At 72.0% G+C, this 17,975-nt stretch carries 16 protein-coding genes; 5 read left to right on the plus strand and 11 right to left on the minus strand.

Annotation, left to right across the window (positions count from 1 at the left end):
• Nucleotides 1-25 precede the first annotated feature (25 nt).
• The 10 genes from ACF1AK_RS18370 to ACF1AK_RS18415 all read right to left on the minus strand — a co-directional run bounded on the left by ACF1AK_RS18370 (nucleotide 26) and on the right by ACF1AK_RS18415 (nucleotide 8,012).
• Nucleotides 26-640: a DUF6000 family protein gene (locus ACF1AK_RS18370; RefSeq protein ID WP_391499812.1), complete on the minus strand. Its 615-nt coding sequence runs from the start codon at nucleotides 638-640 to the stop codon at nucleotides 26-28.
• 74 nt (nucleotides 641-714) lie between these two features.
• Entirely contained in the window at nucleotides 715-900 is a 186-nt protein-coding gene (locus tag ACF1AK_RS18375) for a hypothetical protein (protein ID WP_391499813.1), read from the minus strand.
• 129 nt (nucleotides 901-1,029) lie between these two features.
• A complete protein-coding gene (locus ACF1AK_RS18380) occupies nucleotides 1,030-1,380 on the minus strand; it encodes a peptidoglycan-binding protein (protein WP_391499814.1) in 351 nt (116 codons plus the stop codon).
• 105 nt (nucleotides 1,381-1,485) lie between these two features.
• Nucleotides 1,486-1,875, minus strand: a complete 390-nt coding sequence (locus tag ACF1AK_RS18385; protein ID WP_391499815.1) for a hypothetical protein — start codon at nucleotides 1,873-1,875, stop codon at nucleotides 1,486-1,488.
• 328 nt (nucleotides 1,876-2,203) lie between these two features.
• Nucleotides 2,204-3,364, minus strand: a complete 1,161-nt coding sequence (locus ACF1AK_RS18390) for a substrate-binding domain-containing protein (protein ID WP_391499816.1) — start codon at nucleotides 3,362-3,364, stop codon at nucleotides 2,204-2,206.
• 476 nt (nucleotides 3,365-3,840) lie between these two features.
• Complete coding sequence (locus tag ACF1AK_RS18395) at nucleotides 3,841-4,128, minus strand: hypothetical protein (protein ID WP_391499817.1); 288 nt, start codon at nucleotides 4,126-4,128, stop codon at nucleotides 3,841-3,843.
• Nucleotides 4,129-4,423: 295 nt separating this feature from the next.
• Nucleotides 4,424-4,720: a DUF202 domain-containing protein gene (locus tag ACF1AK_RS18400; protein WP_391499818.1), complete on the minus strand. Its 297-nt coding sequence runs from the start codon at nucleotides 4,718-4,720 to the stop codon at nucleotides 4,424-4,426.
• On the minus strand, nucleotides 4,717-5,094 hold the full coding sequence (locus ACF1AK_RS18405) for a YidH family protein (RefSeq protein ID WP_391499819.1): 378 nt from the start codon (nucleotides 5,092-5,094) through the stop codon (nucleotides 4,717-4,719). Before ACF1AK_RS18405 ends, ACF1AK_RS18400 begins: the two co-directional genes overlap by 4 nt.
• Before the next feature lie 150 nt (nucleotides 5,095-5,244).
• Nucleotides 5,245-6,723, minus strand: coding sequence for a sulfatase-like hydrolase/transferase (locus tag ACF1AK_RS18410; protein WP_391499820.1), 1,479 nt, complete (start codon nucleotides 6,721-6,723; stop codon nucleotides 5,245-5,247).
• 56 nt (nucleotides 6,724-6,779) lie between these two features.
• Nucleotides 6,780-8,012, minus strand: coding sequence for a TetR/AcrR family transcriptional regulator (locus ACF1AK_RS18415; protein WP_391499821.1), 1,233 nt, complete (start codon nucleotides 8,010-8,012; stop codon nucleotides 6,780-6,782).
• A 161-nt stretch (nucleotides 8,013-8,173) separates the two neighbouring features.
• Between ACF1AK_RS18415 and ACF1AK_RS18420 the strand changes: the two genes are divergently transcribed.
• The 5 genes from ACF1AK_RS18420 to ACF1AK_RS18440 all read left to right on the plus strand — a co-directional run bounded on the left by ACF1AK_RS18420 (nucleotide 8,174) and on the right by ACF1AK_RS18440 (nucleotide 16,543).
• Nucleotides 8,174-9,436, plus strand: coding sequence for an MFS transporter (locus ACF1AK_RS18420; RefSeq protein WP_391499822.1), 1,263 nt, complete (start codon nucleotides 8,174-8,176; stop codon nucleotides 9,434-9,436).
• An 8-nt stretch (nucleotides 9,437-9,444) separates the two neighbouring features.
• Nucleotides 9,445-12,486 carry a glycoside hydrolase family 2 TIM barrel-domain containing protein gene (locus ACF1AK_RS18425; RefSeq protein ID WP_391499823.1) on the plus strand — a complete coding sequence of 1,014 codons (3,042 nt, stop codon included), beginning with the start codon at nucleotides 9,445-9,447 and terminating at the stop codon, nucleotides 12,484-12,486.
• Between the two features lie 34 nt (nucleotides 12,487-12,520).
• Nucleotides 12,521-14,095, plus strand: a complete 1,575-nt coding sequence (locus tag ACF1AK_RS18430; protein WP_391499824.1) for a sulfatase — start codon at nucleotides 12,521-12,523, stop codon at nucleotides 14,093-14,095.
• 25 nt (nucleotides 14,096-14,120) lie between these two features.
• A complete protein-coding gene (locus ACF1AK_RS18435; RefSeq protein WP_391499825.1) occupies nucleotides 14,121-15,581 on the plus strand; it encodes a sulfatase-like hydrolase/transferase in 1,461 nt (486 codons plus the stop codon).
• 119 nt (nucleotides 15,582-15,700) lie between these two features.
• Complete coding sequence (locus ACF1AK_RS18440) at nucleotides 15,701-16,543, plus strand: formylglycine-generating enzyme family protein (RefSeq protein ID WP_391500105.1); 843 nt, start codon at nucleotides 15,701-15,703, stop codon at nucleotides 16,541-16,543.
• A 492-nt stretch (nucleotides 16,544-17,035) separates the two neighbouring features.
• Here the strand turns inward: ACF1AK_RS18440 and ACF1AK_RS18445 are convergent, their stop codons facing one another.
• Nucleotides 17,036-17,947, minus strand: coding sequence for a LysR family transcriptional regulator (locus ACF1AK_RS18445; protein WP_391499826.1), 912 nt, complete (start codon nucleotides 17,945-17,947; stop codon nucleotides 17,036-17,038).
• Nucleotides 17,948-17,975 lie beyond the last annotated feature (28 nt).

Below are 17,975 nucleotides of genomic sequence, written 5' to 3' on the forward strand. Positions count from 1 at the left end.
GCCGTGTGCGAAGGGGTGTGTGTTGTCATTTCCCTTCCGGTCGCTCCGAGCCGATGCCTCCGCCGGCTTCGCTGCCCGCAGCGAGGCTGCAGAGATCGTCCATGAACCGGCTCGGCGACGATGCCCTCGGCTGCGGCTCGTTCCACTGGTCCCAGAGGCCGCCGGGCGCCAGGAATAGGGCGGCGTGGTTGCTTCCCGTGAGGCTGTCGACATGGAGGAGCGCGCTGATGGCCCAGTCCTGGTCGTAGTGGCAGTCGGGCCGTTGGAGGTAGCGGTCCAGGTAGACCGTGAGGTGCTGGGCGTCCTCGTCGGTGCCGAAGCGCGCGAGGGCAAAGCAGTAGCCCTGACCAGCGAAGCAGAGCTGACTGGCCAGGAGAAGATCGCCGAGAATGTCACGGAAGTGGTCGCGGCGGTCGAAGCCGATCAGCCACGATGCCGTCAGGCGGGAGCGCCACTCGCTCTCCAGCAGGATTTCGAGTTCTTCATCGGTGATCTCCCGGGCGGCCGCACGCATGGACTGCAGGAAGGGCGCGCGCTCGCTCTCGTCATCACGCGCGAAGTTGCCGTGCAACAGGTGCAGGTAGCGCGCGCCACCTTGCGTTGCTGGTTTGACGTAGCGATCAATGACGTCGAGAAGCACGGGGGCGGAGGCACGAGGAAAGCGCATGAAGCATTCTCACGTGGCCAGCGGGCCGGGGCCAGAGGTTTCGGTGGTCAACGCCTGCTCCGTGGGTGGTGAGTTGGAGCCAGGATCGGCTCGTGGTCGATCCAGGTCACAAAGTCCTTGATCCGGACGTTCAGGGTGTCGGCCCTGAGGGCGCCGGTGCGCTCCTGGGCGTAGTGGTAGGAGGAGCCGAGCAGGAATCCGCCCTCGGGCACGATCCTCTCCAGGACTCGCAATCTTCGGCTCGTATGCGCCGCCTCCTGGGCGATGACGGCGTCCTCCCAAGTGCACCCGTCCCGCGCGGCCTTTCTCCGGACTGCCTCATCCGTGCTGTTCCTCAGCCGGTTGTGGACGCACCAGCAGCCTCAGTCGAGGCAGCGCCAGGTTTTGGGGCCGACGATGCCGTCACGGGTGAGGTTGCAGTCGCCCTGGACCGCTCTCACTGCGTTATAGGTGCTGTCGCCGAAGATGCCGTCCACAGTGACGGGGTGGCCCCACTTGCCGAGCTTGCACTGGGCGTGGCGGACGGCGTTTCCGGCACTTCCCCGGGCGATGGTGGGGTGGTTCTGGCTGTAGCTTTCGGAGCAGTAGTCGACTGCGCTCGGGTTCTGTGCCGTGGAGGCAGCCTGTGCGGCTACCGAGCTCATTCCTGCAGTGACCATGGACAGTGTCGCGACCGTCAGGATCTTCACAGCCCGCTTCCTGATCAGCATCATAGTGAGGATGCTAGGGGAGATCTGAATGCTGAGGTAAGGCGGTATTGCGACGTTTCGCCGCGCGACGACAACCTTGCGAGGTTAGTCGAGGACTGGAACGAGCACTCATGATTTGTCCGCAGCTCGGGGGGCGAGGTACTCGGCCCAGCCGCGTCGGGCGTAGGCGACCCAGCGGAGGCGGATCAGGTAGCGCCGCTGGCTGGTGGCCCCGGCGATCCAGTCGTCGATGTGTTCCCGGGCGAGGTCGGCGAGGGCCAGGCCGCGTTGGTCCATCCAGGCCAGGAATTCCAGGACTACGCTGACGCGACGCCGGAGATCGCGGTCGGCGGAGGCGGGATGGCGACGGTGGGGCGCCCGTTGGCGTGCTCGTCGAAGCAGGAACCCATGCAGGAATGGTCGGGCGAGGTTGGCGTGTGCGGCCGGCTTGTCCGCGAGTTCGTGCTCCAGCCGGCCGGGGATGCGTTCGAGGTCCTCGTTCCGCTCGTCCTCGTTCACCAACAGGCGCGCCGCCGTGAATGCTCCGCGCGCCGTCTGCCGTGAACGGGCTCGTCGTGGAAGCGTGATCACCGAGCAGCCGTTCTTGGGGTGTCGCCACCTCCTGAGCACGGCGAGCCTTCGCCACGGGCTGTGTGCTTCCCGGCGGAGGGCTCGCGCTCCTGCTCTTGCACGAAAGTGCAGCCTCGCCCGTGGCGGGCGGCCGAAACACGGACCACAGACCTCGCGACGGCCCGCTTCCGCGGCCAGGTCGAGCCGCACGACTGGCCGTCGGCTCTCGGACGCGGCTCTCGGACGCGGCCCGCGTCCGAGAGCCGACAGCAGAGTCTCAGGAGTGCACCCCCGAGCCGCAGGCACCCGCCGGCAGCGTCCGGAATCCGTGCTTGCGGAGGGTGACGCCCGCTCCGGCGTTCCGGCAGATCCACCCCGTCACGCCGAAGATGTTGTGAAGAGCCGCCGCGTGGCCGTCCATGGCGTTCCAGTCGGCCGCGCGGAGCGTGTTGTAGAGGACGTACCCGTAGTTCGTGTCCGCGAACGTCGCACTGATCGCCCCGACGGCCGGGTTGACCGGCGCGATGCCGTCGAGGGCACGCGGCACCAGCAGGCCCGGCTCGTCCCCGGGCTTGGTGTAGCCGCCGTACGCCTGGCCGACGTAGCGGCCGACGGAGTAGGGCACGATCGCGTTCGGGTCGTGCAGGACCGGGTCCGTGCCCTGGTTCCCCCGCTCGACCACGCTGACGCAGGAGTGGTCGGTCCAGGAGTCGCGCCACAGGGCCGGGAAGTAGTCGATTGCCTGGAGGAGGAAGGAGGAGGACTCCACGAACGTACCCTCCGCCCCGCTGCGGTCCACCAGGACGTGGCCGGCCAGCACCGGGCGGATGGTGGCGTCGGGCAGGGCCGGATCGATCTGCCGCCAGTTGGTGATCGTGCAGGTGTAGATCTGGGTCAACTGGCTGGTGGTCAGGCTGGCCGGGGCGTTGCCGCCGGTCGGGGCGGCCCAGCTGACGGCATCCTTGGCCATGGCCACGAACAGGTCCGTGGTGGGGTCGTCGGTCCGCGGGGCACGGGTGCTCCGGGCGAAGTCGACGGTACCGCGGGTGTTCGCGTTCAACGTGAGGATGCCCGCGGTGGAGGTCTCCGGCCGGACGATCGGGGTCGCTCCCGACTTCGGGGTGATGACCTTTGAGCCGGTCGAGTCCCAGCTGTACAGCCGGGGCGAAGTGCTGTCCCCGGCGGCGGTCAGGGCGGCGTTGTAGTCGGTGGAGAACTGGTTGAGGAGGGACTCGGTCACCCCCGCGCCCACCCCGACGATGTCGGTCGCGGCGGGCGGGGGCACCGGAACGGGCTGGGGCGGGTCGGCGAGGGCGGGGGTGGTGACGGTGAGGGCCAGCGCGGAGGCCAGCGCGAGGGCCGAGGCGGCCCGGGCGGCGAGGCGAAGCATGGGCGTGGACTCCCGGTCGGGGACGGGCAGGCAGGTGGGCACCGGCATCCTCGGGTCGCCTCCCCGGCCCCCGAAAGTCCCTGGAAGGTGGGAGGTGCCGCGTTCCCGCAGGTCGCCCCGACCGTCCGGGTGCCTCGGCCCCCGGCTGTTCGTCCGCCGGTGTCGCCCCGTCCACCCTTGCGGGGTGTCGCGTCACGACGTTCCTTCCGCCGTCCGAGGGCTTGGCTGGTGCCCAGGACGGCAGCGAACCAGCCGGAAGGACGCGCAGGGCCGTGGCGGACAACAGCGCCGGCACCCATGTGCAGGAAACGATCGACCCGTGGGGGGCGACGGGGACGGCCGGGAGCGGGGCCGGAGGCGGATTGCGGCCGGGGTCAGCGGGCCGCTCAGCAGCCTCGCCGCACTGCCCCGAAGGCCGCACCAGCACCGGCCGGTACCCCGTCACCCAGCACGGTCACGACGTCAAGGCGGCGAGCCCCTGGACGCTGCCGCAAGTCCGGCCCCCGGAGAGTCAGTCCCGAATCTCACACATCGCGATGCGTCGAGGTTTTGAGCCCCCCTGACTCTGCAATGAATCCCTCGATGGCTGAGATCACTCGGGAAATCTCTTCTGGGCTGAGTCCGTCCGAGGGGTAGCACTCGATCGTCCACCCTTCCGACTCATCGTCATCCTCATCGTCGAGGATCTCGATCTCCCAGTCAGCCGATGCGATGAACTGGGGGACCGAGTTGAAGACTCCGAGAAGGTCGCAGACCTTCTGCGCGAGGACCTCTCCGTCGAGCGGCCCGGTAGCGGATATCTGAATAGACACTGAACCCCTTACGATTCACGGCGGCAGTTTCCTGCCCAAGCGCAGCCGCGATCTCGCGGAGCGAAGCGAAGCTTCCGTCAGGGTATGGCGCCGTGCCAACTCCACCGAGGGCGCCGAGGCCGTCACGCTTGTCTCCGTGGTGGCCGTGGTGGCCGTGGTGGCGGCAGCCGGCGGCGTCGAGCCGGAGGGTCCGGGCCCGGACATCGGCTTGGCGGGGAAGAGCGGGGTGCGGTTGAAAGGCGCCCCGTCCACAGGCCGCGCCGCGACCGGGTGACCGGCCGCCGGTCCGGATTCATCAGCTTCCCGGAGTGGTGGTCCGTACGGCGACGAGGAGGCCCGCGGCCGCCGCGCAGGTCGTCATCGCCGCCTGCCTGACCCGGGTGCCGGTGGGCGGGGCGACGGCCAGCGCGGCCGCCATGGCGAGCAGGATTGCCGCGGCCGTCTCGGTCACGGCGCGGTGGGGCAGTGCGCCGCGCAGTGCCAGGAGAGCCGTGACCAGTGCGGACAGTGCGGTGCGGCGGCGTGCGAGTGCGGTGCGTTCGGGTTGCAGCCCCGGGTCGTCCGGCCGGCCACTGTCCTGTTGTGGGGTCATGACGACCTGACGATCAGGAGGAGCAGGCCGAGGCTGGTCACCGACGCACCTGCGGCCAGGACGGGCAGGAGCCGGGTCACCGGCAGTGGCCGGTTGTGGCGCATGGCCCGCTGGACGGCGCGCCACCGGAAGTAGGCGGTCGTGCAGAGCAGGGCGCCCACCGCGGCCAACAGCGCGCCGAACACGGTCCCCGCCGTCCCGCGGGCGTGGGGCGGGACGAACTGCGCCACGGCGAGGGCGGCCGCGATCAGGGCGAGACCGGTTCTGAACCACGCGAGGAACGTCCGTTCGTTGGCCAGCGAGAAGCGGTAGTCCGGTTCCTCGCCCTCCTCGTACCAGGGAACGGTGCGGCTGGGCCGGGGCAGGGTGGGCACGGGGCTTCCCTTCGGTGAGGCGGTCGGCGAGAACCGCGGTGGACCGGGGGCGGTGGCCGTCGACGGCTCGAACGGCCGCCCCCGCGCGCCGTCTGCTCCTGGCCCTGCCAGGCCCGGGACCGCGGGGGGTCCGGCTGCCCGCGGAGGGCTCTACGGGAGTGGGGCGGGCCGCGGCTCGGGGTCGCCGGCGAAGCGGACGGCGTCGGGTATTGCCGAGAAGGCGGTGGGTAGCGAGCCCGGGGTGACGGGGCTGCGCTGTCCCGCGCCGGTGACGGGCAGGCGGGCGCCGTCGAGGGTGGGGTCGACGTAGCGGGCGAACCAGGCGTCGAGCCGGGAGGCGAGGTCGGTCCGGACGCCGGCGCGGTCCGGGGCGGCGGCGAGGTTGTGCTCCTCGCCGGGGTCGGCGGTCAGGTGGTACAGCTCGTGAGGGCCGTTGGGGTAGCGGTGGACGTACTTCCAGTCCCGGGTGCGGATCATGCGCACCGGCCCGTACTCGTCGTACACGACGACGCGCTCGCGGTCGGGATCGTCGCCGGTGGCGGTGCCCGCGAGGATGTCGGCGAAGGACCGGCCGGGCCGGGCGGGGTCGGGAGTGTGGTCGAGGCCCAGCCACTCGGTGAGCGTGGGCAGCACGTCGTACTGGGACAGCAGGGTGTCGCACTCCTGCCCCGCGGGGATGCGTCCGGGCTGGGCCATGACGCAGGGGACCAGGACCGAACTGTCGTACATGTTCTGGGGGTAGGTGCCGTTGCCCTTGCCCCAGATGCCGTGGTGGCCGGCGTTGAAGCCGTTGTCGCTGCTGAAGATCACGAGGGTCGACTCGGTCAGGCCGAGGGCGTCGAGGCGGTCCACGACGCGGCCGATCGCGGCGTCCATCGCGGTGACGGAGGCGAAGTAGCCGATCAGTGCCTCGCGGGTGTCGGCCTCGCCGCCGACCGGGTGGCCCTTCGGGGTCAGCGCCTGCCACGGATGGGTGGGGCCCTGCGGGCAGGTCTCGAAGGCGCAGTCCGCGTACAGGTCGGTGTACTGCTCGGGGTGTTGGCCCTTCCACGGCTTGTGCGGGGCGGTGAAGTGGAGGGACAGGTAGAAGGGCGTGTCCTCCTGCGCCGCCTCCGCGGTGAGGAACCGTTCGGCGTCCGCGCCCAGGGCGTCGGTGAGGTAGGCGGGTTCCTCGGTGCGGACCTCGTCGCGGTACATGGGGGCGCCGTAGTACGGGCCGCCGCCGCTCTCGTGGGCGTACCAGTGGACGAAGCCCTTGCGGGGCTTGTCGTTCGCGCCGAGATGCCACTTGCCGGACAGGCCCAACCGGTAGCCGGCGTCGGCCAGCAGGTCGGTGAACAGGGTGCGGCCGGCGAGGAAGTCGGTGTCGGTGCGGCCGCCGTCGTGGTACGAGATCCAGTCGTGGACGCCGTGCTGCGAGGGCAGTTCGCCGGTGAACAGTGACGCCCGGGCCGGTGAGCAGACCGGGGAGGTGCAGAAGAACCGGTGGAAGAGGATTCCCCGCCGGGCGATGCCGTCGATGTTCGGGGTGTGGATCTCGTGGTTGCCCGCGCAGCCCATCGCCCAGCCGCCCTGGTCGTCGGACAGGATGAGCAGGACGTTGGGACGGCCGGGATCACGGCTGGCCATGAGGGCTCCGATCAGTACGGGACGGGGGCTGTGAGGGGGCGCTGCTCCGGCCGTCGTCAGGAGGCCGGCGCGCGGGTCAGGAGGTCGGACCGGCGCTCGGTGGGGACGGAGTCGGCGATCAGGTCGTCGAGGTGACGCAGGAGCCGTTCGGGGATGCCCGCGTCGCCGAGGTAGCGGGAGTGCAGCTGAAGGCCGTCCCACAGCGCCGTCAGCAGGGCGGCCTCCGTCTCGGGATCGAGCCGGGGGTGGAGGAAGCCCTGCTGTTGCAGGGAGGCGATCTCGGTGGTGAGCGTGTCGAGGACGCGGGTGTAGCGGGTGGCGAAGAAGGCGTGGGCGGGGTGGCCGGGGTCGGTGGCCTCGCAGAGCATGGCCGAGTAGAGGGCCACGGGTTCCGGGTGGGCCTCGTTGTGCAGGGCCCGCCGGTAGACGTTGTACACCTTGTCGTAGCTGGTGACGGGCGTGATGTAGGCGGTGTCGGCCTGGCGGTCACGGCGGTTGAGGACCGCCTCCAGCAGGGCTTCCTTGGAGTCGAAGTAGTAGAGCAGGGTGCCGTGCGTCAGGTCCAGTTCGCCGGCGAGCCCGCGCAGGCTCGTCGCCTGGAACCCCTGGCGGGCGAAGGCGCGTGCGGCGGCGTCGATGATCTCGTCGGTGCGGTCGGCGGCGGCGGTGACCGCCGGATGTCCGGACGTCCGGCCCTCACCGCGCGCCGAGCCGACGGCCGCCGTGATCCAGGCCGCCGTCTCGGCTTCGCCGGCGCCGTGCCGGCGGTGCAGGGGGCGGGCCGCGAGGACGTCGGGCGGTGAGACGCGCTCGGGAAGGTACAGCCGGAGCACCTGGAGGCCGTCCCAGACGGCGAGGGCGTCGGCCCCGCGGTCTCCGAACGCCTGCTCAAGCCGTGCCCTGCCGGTCCGCAGCTGCCGCTCGACGAAGGCGTGCGCCGGATGTCCGGACGGCACCGCCTCGCCGAGGAGCGTGGTGTACAGCTCGGCCCGGGACCGCGTCCTGGTCCGCGCCGCCGCCTCCAGCGCCCGTTGGGGGTCGGCGGCCCGGGGGAGGTCCGCGCCGGGCGCCGGGTCCTCGGCCAGGCGGTCGAGCAGCGCGTGCAGCACGTCCTCCTTCGAGGAGAAGTGCCGCAGGACGCCGGCGTGGGTGACCCCCACGCGCTTGGCCAGCGTGCGCAGTGAGGTGGCCTCGAAGCCGTCGGTGCCGAACAGCTCCTCGGCGGCCCGGAGGATCTGCTCGCGGCGCAGCAGTCCCCGGCGGTTCGGCGCGCCGCTCACGTGAGGCACTCGATCGCTTCCTTCCGGTGGCGGGTTCAGGGGTTCGAGGCTATCGCGAACCGATGGGATGTAACCATCTGGTCAAAGGAAGTTACCACATGGTCAATCGCTGTGATAGAAACCCGTTCCAAGCAGGAGGCGCTCCCCGCCTCCGCCCGAAAGGGATGCACATGGCAAAGACGTCTATGGCCCCGGTGAAGCCCCCGCCCGGCGTGCGAGGACGCGTCGACCGAAGGCTCGCCTCCTCTCTTGGGTTCGCGCAGCTGGGCCACTTCCTGGTGTGGGGTTCCGTCCCGGGCGTGCTGCTGGCCGTCCACCTGGAGGACCTCGATCCCGGCCGCAAGGAGGCCAACCTGGCGCTCGTCGTCGGTCTGGGCGCGCTGGTGTCGACCGTCGTCCAGCCGTTGTGGGGCATGGCCTCCGACCGGACGCGCACCCGTTACGGCAAACGCGCGCCCTACCTGCTCGGCGGCGCCGCCCTCGGCGCCCTGGGGCTGCTGGCCACGGCCCTCGCCGACACCGTCCTGACCATCGCCCTCGCCTGGTGCGTCGTACAGGCCGCGGTCGCCGGCGCCAACGGCATCCTCACCGCGGTCCTGCCCGACCGCGTGCCGGTCGGCGTGCGGGGGATCTTCTCGGCCGTCATGGGGCTCGGCACCATGACCGGGATCCTCGGCGGCCAACTGGTGGCAGCGGCCCTCGTCCCGCGCGGACACCTGCTGCCCTACGCGGTCGTCGCGGTGGTGCTGGTGACGGCCACGGCCGTCTTCGTCCTCGTCAACCCCGACGAGCCGAGCCTCGCGGCACAGCGGCAGGCGTTCTCGTTCCGGTCGCTGCTCGGGCTGGTGTGGGTGGACCCGAGGAAGCACCCCGACTTCGCCTTCGCCTTCCTGTCACGCCTGTTCCTGCTGCTGGGCTACCACACGGTCGGCGCCTACCAGCTCTACATCCTCCAGGACCACATCGGGCTCGACCGCGCGGAGGCCCTGCGCATCCTGCCCAGGACCATCCTGATCGCGATGGGTGTGATGCTCGTGTCGCTGCTGCTGTCCGGCTGGCTCTCGGACCGGACGGGCCGTCGCAAGCCGTTCCTCCTCGCCTCGACGCTGACCATCGGCCTCGGCCTGCTGATGCCGTTCCTCCTGCCGTCCGTCGCCGGCTTCCTGCTGTACGGAGCCGTCGTCGGCTTCGGCTTCGGCTGCTACCAGGCGCTCGACGCCGCTCTGGTCTCCATGGTGCTGCCGTCCCGGGAGAACGCCGCGAAGGACCTCGGGGTGGCGAACCTCGCGAGCCACCTGCCGCAGATCCTCGCACCCGCTGTGGCCGGCTTCGTCGTCGTCAACGCCGGCGGCTACCCGGTGCTCTTCCTGTTCGCCGGCACGGCCGCCCTCCTCGGCGCCCTGTTCCTGCTTCCCATCAAATCCGTTCGTTGAGGACCCTCATGAAGCCGTGGAACACCCCCGAACTCGTCGCCGTCGGGCGCGAGCCCGCCCACGCCCTGTCCCACCACGACCGCCTCGACCTCAACGGCGTGTGGGACTTCCAGCTCCTGCCCGCGCCCGGCGCGCAGCCCACCGACGACTGGCGCCCGCTCACCGTGCCCGGCGCCTGGACCATGCAGCACACCGGCGACCTGCCGCACTACACCAACGTACGGATGCCCTTCGACACCCACCCTCCCCACCCGCCGAAGGACAACCCCACCGGCGTCCACCGCCGCCGGTTCGAGGTTCCCGCGACGTGGGCCGGGCGCCGGATCGTGCTGCACGTGGGCGCCGCCGAGAGCGTCCTGCTCGTCCAGGTCAACGGGCAGCAGGTCGGGATCGGCAAGGACAGCCACCTGGCGGCCGAGTTCGACGTGACCGACGCCCTGCACGACGGCGTCAACGAACTGGTGCTGACGGTGGTCAAGTGGTCCGACGCCAGCTTCATCGAGGACCAGGACCAGTGGTGGCACGGCGGCATTACCCGCGGCGTCCACCTCTACAGCACCCCGCCCACCCACCTCGCCGACGTCGCCGCCGTCGCCGACTACGACCCCGCGTCCGGCGAGGGCACCCTCACCCTCACCATCACCGTCGGCACGCGCGGCACCGCCCTGGACGAGGACCTGCGCGTCCGGGTCCGCGCCGCGGGGCACGAACTGCTCGCCCCGGTCCCGCTGCGCCGGGCCCGCGCGCTCCCCGGTGAGGAAGGCAACGGGTCCCCGGCGCTGCCGGCCGCCGTCGCCGGGACCGACCTGTTCGGCCTCTACAGCGCCACCGCCGCCGGCGTCCCGCTGCCGCCCGGCCTTGAAGGCGTGGCCGAACAGGCCCTCGCCCGGATGTTCCCGCCCCCCGGCGGCCGGGCGCACCTCACCGTCCCGGCCCACCCGGTCACCCCCTGGAGCGCCGAACGGCCCGCACTGTACGACGTGGACGTCGACCTCCTCGACGCCGCCGGCATCCGGCTCGACACCACCCGCCTGCGCGTCGGCTACCGGCGCGTCGAGATCAAGGGCCGCGACCTGCTCCTCAACGGCGAGCGGATCTGGATCCAGGGCGTCAACCACCACGACTTCCACCCGCGCACCGGCCGCACCCTCACCCGCGAGGACATCGCCGGCGAGCTGCGCCTGCTCAAGCGCTTCAACGTCAACGCCATCCGCACCGCGCACTACCCCGGCCACCCCGACCTGCTCGACCTGGCCGACGAGTACGGCTTCTACGTCGTCGACGAGGCCGACATCGAGGCCCACGACCACGCCTCCGCCCTCTGCGACGACCCGCGCTACCTCGGCGCCTTCCTGGACCGGGTCGCGCGGATGGTCGCCCGGGACAAGAACCACCCGTGCGTGATCGCCTGGTCCCTCGGCAACGAGAGCGGCAGCGGGGCCAACCACGAGGCGGCCGCCGCCTGGGTGCGCCGCCACGACCCCACCCGCCCCCTGCACTACGAGGGCGCGATCAACCGCGACTGGTACGGCGGCCGCACCCAGACCGACATCGTGTGCCCGATGTACCCCACCCTCGACGCGCTCAAGGCCTACGCCGCCCACCCGCGCGCCGACCGCCCGCTGATCATGTCCGAGTACCAGCACGCCATGGGCAACTCCAACGGCTCGCTGGACGACTACTGGGACACGATCCGCTCCACCCCCGGCCTCCAGGGCGGCTTCGTCTGGGAGCTGTGGGACCACGGTCTCGACCCGGACGGCGACGGCCGCCACCGCTACGGCGGCGACTTCGGCGAGCAGCCGCACGACGGCAACTTCTGCATCGACGGCCTGCTCTTCCCCGACGGCACCCCGCACCCCGCGATGTACGAGCTGCGCCACCTCTTCGCCCCCGTGACGATCACCTCGGGCGCCGTCGAGGCCGGTGACGGCTGGATCGAGGTGCGCAACGAACGCCACTTCCGTGACCTGGACGACCTGCGGTTCGCCCTTCAGGTGGTGACCGAAACCGGCACCGGCCCCGCCGCCGGCCTGCCCGTCCCGACCCTGGCCGCCGGGGGCCGTGCGAAGGTCCGGCTGCCGGAGACCGTGGTGCGTGAGCTCCGGCAGCGCACCGGCGTCCTGGCCCTGCGGCTGACCGTCGTCACCGCCCATGACCAGGCCTGGGCGCCGGCGGGAACGGAGCTCACCGTCCGCCAGCTGCCGCTCGGCCACCCGGCGCACCGGCCGGCGGCCGAGGCCCGGGCCGGGCGCGGCACCGCCGGGGACCCGCCCGCCCTCGTGCTCGACGAGGCCGGACTGCTCCAGCACCCCCTGCTCGCCACCGGACCGCGCCTGAGCCTGTGGCGCGCCCTGACCGACAACGACAAGTCCCGCTTCGTCCATGGACGCCTCAGCGCCACCGGCCTGGACAGGACCGTCCGGGAGGTCGACCGCCGGGAGGTGTCACCGGCCGGAGACAGCGCGGTCGTCCGGGCCCGGTACCTCACCCCCCACGGCGAGGAGGTCCTCCACCAGCAGACCGTCACCCGCGAGGCCTCCGGGCGGATCCGGTTCGACGAGCGGGTCGTGATTCCCACGACGCTCCCGGACGTCCCCCGCCTCGGCGTCGTCCTCGAAGCCCGGGCCGGATTCGACACCGTCCAGTGGCTCGGCGAAGGACCCCACGAGTGCTACCCGGACCGCCGCGCCTCCGCGCTGACCGGCCGCTGGACGGCACCGATCGACGACCTGCCCGTCCCCTACCTCCGCCCCCAGGAGAACGGCGGCCGCAGCCGCACCGTGGAGGCCCGCCTCACCGGCCCCGGCGACACCGCCCTCACCCTCGGCTTCGACCGGCCCCTGCAACTCAACGTCTCCCACCACACCGTCGCCGACCTCGAAGCCGCCGCGCACTACTGGGAGCTCACGCCCCGCGCGGAGACGATCGTCCACTTCGACGTCGCCCACCGCGGCCTGGGATCGGCCTCCGTCGGCCCCGACACCCTCCCGGCCTTCCGCGTCGGACCGGGCGAGTACGCCTGGACCTGGTGGCTCACCACCCCCTGAACCCCGAAGACCCGCACCCGTACGGAGAAGACGCATGCGCATCATCTACGTCGACGTGGACACCCTCCGCGCCGACCACACCACCCCCTACGGCTACCACCGCCCCACCACCCCCAACCTGCAGAGGCTGGCGGACAAGTCCGTCACCTTCGAGCGCTACTACTGCTCCGACTCGCCCTGCATGCCCTCGCGCGCCGCCCTGACCAGCGGCCAGTTCGGCATCACCAACGGCGTCATCGGCCACTACGGCGAAGCCGCCCAGTTCCGCCTCGACACCGGCCACGGCCCCGAGCCCGACCGGCCGCTGCTCGGCCAGGCCCTGCAGTTCGCCGGCCACTACACCGCCGCGATCTCCGTCTTCGCCGAACGCCACCGCGCCTACTTCTTCAACGGCAACTTCCGCGAGACCCTGCGCGCCACCCCGCACTGGGGCGACGAGGACGCCGAGGACGTCAACAAGGCCGCCATCGACTGGATCCGGCGCCACGCCGACGAGGAGGACTGGTACCTCCACCTCACCTACTGGGAACCACACACCAACTACACCCAGCCGGTCGAGTGGACCGAGACGATGGCCGCCTCCGGACCCGTACAGGAGTGGCCCGACGAGCGGACCATCGCCGAACACGCCGAGGTCTACGGCCCGCGAAGCGCCCTCGACCTGCACCACTCCATGTGGGCCGGCATCGGCGAATCGAAGTCGCCCGTCCCGCACAACATGCCCGACGCCATCCGCTCCCGCGCCGACTTCGAGCACCTGATCAACGGCTTCGACGGCGCCATCGCCTACTGGGACCACCACTTCGGCCGGCTGCTGGCCGCGCTGGAGGAACTCGGCATCGCGGACGACACCGCCGTCATCGTCAGCGCCGACCACGGAGAATCCCTCGGCGAACTCGGCATGTACGCCGAGCACGGCATGGCCACCGAGCCCGTCCACCGCCTCCCGCTGGTCGTGTACTGGCCCGGCCTGACCGACGCCCTGCCCCAGGAGGCCCGCCGCAACGACGCCCTGCTCTACAACATCGACCTCGCCCCCACCCTCTGCGACCTGCTCGGCCTGGACACCCCGCCCGGCTGGCAGGGAGAGTCCTTCGCCCCCGCCCTGCGCGGCGAGCGGATCGACTCCCGCGAGTACCTCGTCCTCGGCCACGGCGCCATGACCTACCAGCGCGCCGTCCGCACCCGCGACCACCTCTACGTCCGCACCTACCACCCCGGCTCCTTCCGCGCCGAGTGGGAACACCTCTTCCACGTCACCGACGACCCCCACCTCACCCGCGACCTCCTCGACGACGAACCGGAACTCGCCGCGCGGATGCGCTCCCACCTCGCCGAATGGTGGAACCGGTACGCCGGCCACCCCGGCGCGCAGCCCGACCCCATGCAGTCCACCCTCCAGGCCGGCCCCGTCTACTACAACGACCCCGCCCGCTACGCCGACCACCTGCGGGCCACCGGCCGCGCCCACCTCGCCGAGGACCTCGAAGCGCGCCTCCACAGCCTGACCGTGCCCGTCCCCTGGCACACCCCCCACAAGCCCCGCACCGCGGAACTCGTCCAGAAGTGGCGCGAGCTGGCCCAGCGACAGCAGCGGACCGGGAACTGACCCCACGCCCACCAGGAGCACCCCCATGCACGACCGTCCCAACTTCGTCATCTTCGTCGCGGACCAGCTCCGCGCCGACGCCGTCGGCGCCTTCGGCAACCCGCACGTCCGGACACCGAACATCGACGCCCTCGCCGCCCGCGGCACCCGCTTCACCAACGCCTACGCCCAGAACCCCATCTGCGCCCCCAGCCGGGCCTCCCTCATGACCGGCTGCTACCCGCACACCTTCGGCCACCGCACCCAGAACCACCTGGTCAAGCCCTGGGAGCCGAACCTCCTCGGCACCCTCAAGGCGGCCGGCTACCACGTGACCTGGGCCGGCATGCGCGGGGACCTCTTCGCCCCCGGGGCCACCGAGACCAGCGTCGATGAGCACGGCTTCAGCGAGTTCCCGACCGTTCTGCCCAGCCACGGCAAGGACCCCGCGCAGTGGCCCGGCGGCGACCTGTGGGCCCGCCTGTACTACCGCGGCGAAGTGCCCGACGACGGCCGCGTCGACGTCGACGAGGCCACCGTCCGCACCGCCGAGCAGTGGCTCGCCACCCCGCCCGACACCCCCTGGGTGCTGTTCGTGCCCGTCCTCGCCCCGCACCCGCCCTTCGAGGTGGCCGAGCCCTGGTACTCGATATACGACCGCGAGACCCTGCCCCTTCCCCTGGAACCGGACCCCGACAGCGCCGAACCGGCCTACATGGCCGCCCTGCGCGAGCGCCACGGCTGGGACCGGGTCACCCCCGAGCTGTGGCAGGAGGTGAAGGCCACGTACTACGGCATGGTCTCCCGTCTGGACGACCACCTCGGCCGGGTGATGAAGCACATCGACCCCGGCGACACGGTCACCGTCTTCCTCTCCGACCACGGCGAGTACCTCGGCGACTTCGGCCTGGTCGAGAAGTTCCCCACCGCCATGCATTCCTGCATCACCCGCGACCCGCTGATCATCGCCGGCGGCGGCCTGCCGGAGGGCGGCGTCAGCGACTCCATGGTGGAGCTCATCGACGTCATGCCGACCCTCCTCGAACTCGCCGGGACCGCCCCCGCCCAGCGCCACTTCGGCCGCAGCCTCGTCCCGCACCTGCGCGACCTCGATTCGGAGCACCGCCAGTACGCCTTCACGGAGGCCGGGTTCTCGCTGGAGGAGCACGACCAGCTGGAGCAGGGCGGATTCCCGTACGACCTGCGCATCACACTGGCCCAGGAGCAGCCGGCCGTGGTCGGCAAGGCCGTCGCGGTCCGCGACCAGGAATGGACCTACGTGTGGCGCCGCTACGAGGAACCGGAGCTCTACCACCGCGCCACCGACCCCGGCGAACGCCACAACCTCGCCGGCCGGCCCGAGCACGACCGGACCCGGCGCCGCCTGCACGAAGCCCTGTTCACCTGGCTGGTGGACACCGCCGACGTCATCCCCGCCGACCGCGACCCCCGCCTGCCGAAGGTCGACCTGCCGGCCCCGGTCCGCGGCACACGGAGCGACTCGTGACCCCGGACCCCACCGCACCCCCGCGCTGCTGCACGCCACCCAGGGGACCGGCCCCGGCCCGGGCCCTGCTCCCCGCGACGTCCGCACGGACGGCCGGGGACGCGGAGTCCGCCGACACCATGGTTCCGCTGCCCGGCGGCGGATTCCTCATGGGGACGGAGGACGCCGAGGGATTCCCCGGGGACGGGGAGGGGCCGGTGCGCGCGGTGCGGCTGAGACCGTTCCTCATGGACGCCCACGCGGTCAGCAACGACCGGTTCGCGGCGTTCGTCGCCGACACCGGACACGTCACGGAGGCCGAACGGTTCGGCTGGTCGTACGTGTTCGCGGGGTTCCTGCCCGCGGCCCTTCGCCGCGGCGCCCCCAGGCCCGAACACACGCCGTGGTGGTGCGGTGTGCAGGGGGCCGCCTGGAACCGCCCCGAAGGCCCGGGCAGCGACCTCGACGGACGCGGCGACCACCCGGTGGTGCACGTCTCCTGGAACGACGCCGCCGCCTACGCCGCCTGGGCCGGGAAGCGGCTGCCGACCGAGGCCGAGTGGGAGTACGCCGCCCGCGGCGGCCTGGAGCAGAAGCGCTACCCGTGGGGCGACGAACTGGACCCGGACGGCACGTACCGCTGCAACATCTGGCGCGGCACCTTCCCCTCGAAGAACACCGCCGCCGACGGCCACCGCGGCACCGCCCCCGTCGACGCCTTCGAACCCAACGGGTACGGCCTGTTCAACACGGCGGGAAACGTGTGGGAGTGGTGCGCCGACTGGTGGACCACCGACCACCCCGGCGAACGCCCCCTCCTGGACCCCGCCGGCCCCGCCACCGGCACCGCGAAGGTCATCCGCGGTGGCTCCCACATGTGCCACCGCTCCTACTGCAACCGCTACCGCGTCGCCGCCCGCACCGCCAACACCCCTGACAGCACCAGCGGCCACACCGGCTTCCGCTGCGCCCGATCCCTGTAGAGGTGGCGGCGGCCCCCCCCCCGGGCGCCCGCCCCCCCCCCCCCCCCCCCCCCCCCCCCCCCGGCGCCCCCCCCCCGACCCCCCCCGCCCCCCATCGGTTTGGGGGGCGGCGCAGGTCGTTTTGGTGGTGGGGGCCCCCCCGCGGGGGCCCCCCCCCCACCCCGGCCTCCTCCACCCCTCCACCGACAGGCACGCACACGTGGACACGGACGTCATCGTGGTCGCAGCCGGCCTCGCCGGCCTCGTCGGGGCATGCGAGTTCACCGCCGTCGTCGTCACATCAGAAGTCCCGACCGACCTGCAGCTCGCGCACATGATGCCCTGGTCCACCGCCCCCGGAGGCGTCGACATGGGTCACCCCGGGGAACGACTGCACGGCCAACGCGTCCATGGTCGAGAGGTGCTCGTCGGTGGGCGCGGGCGCAGGTTGTGGGATCGCGCTGACAACCGCCGTGGACCGTGCGCACCGACCAGCGATCGGCCGGACAGCTCCTAGCCGACGCCGTTCCCGCCCGTCTCCCAGTCCCACCCGGCGATGGCGTCGCGCAGCCGGCGGGCGGAGGTGGACAGACGTCCGCCCTTGGCCCAGTAGAGCGTCAGGACGCGCCGGCAGTCGGGGCTGTCGACGCTGACGAAGGCCATCGGGACCTGGCTGACGGTGCGCAGGGCGATGACGGGCACCAGGCCGACGCCCAGGCCCGCGCTGATCAGTTCGGCGATGGCGCCGGCCTCGTCGCCCTCGCAGACGATCCGGGGGGTCAGGCCCCGCCCGGCGAAGACCCGGTCCAGCAGCCGGCGCTGCCAGTGGCCGGGGCGGGTGGCGATGAAGGGCAGACCGGCCAGCTCCTCCAGGGTGACCGAGCTGCGGTCGGCCAGCGGATGGCCCAGCGGCAGGGCCAGCCCCACCTCCTCGTCGAGGAGCCGGACCGACTCCAGGCCGTCGGCGGCGATCGGCTGCGAGGCGATGGCCAGGTCGGTGTCCTTGGCCCGCAGACACCTGGCCATCTCGGCGACCGGCAGCTGGTGCAGTTCGAGCTCCACGCCGGGGCACTGCCGCTTGAACGCCGCCAGAGGCCCGCTGAAGGCCATGAACGTCTCCGAGGCCAGCCGCACCGTCCCCGCCCCGTCCCCGGTGACCTCGGCCACCGCCCGCCGTCCCGCCTCCAGCTCGCCGAGCGCGCGCTCCACGTAGCCGCGGAACAGGTGCCCGGTGTCGTTCAGCCGCAGCCGCCCGCCCCGGTCGAACAGCGGCGTGCCCAGTTCGGCCTCCAGCCGGGCGATGGAGCGGCTCAACGAGGGCTGCGCGACGTGCAGCTGCTGCGCCGCCCGGCTCAGGTGCTCCGTCCGGGCCACCGCGAGGAAGTGGGTGAGGGTGTTCATGTCCACGGCCTGACCTCTCTCCATGCCTCTACGACATAGCTCCATAGCAATA

Origin of the sequence: Kitasatospora sp. NPDC015120 (genome assembly GCF_043080305.1) — a bacterium.
Lineage (GTDB): Bacteria > Actinomycetota > Actinomycetes > Streptomycetales > Streptomycetaceae > Kitasatospora.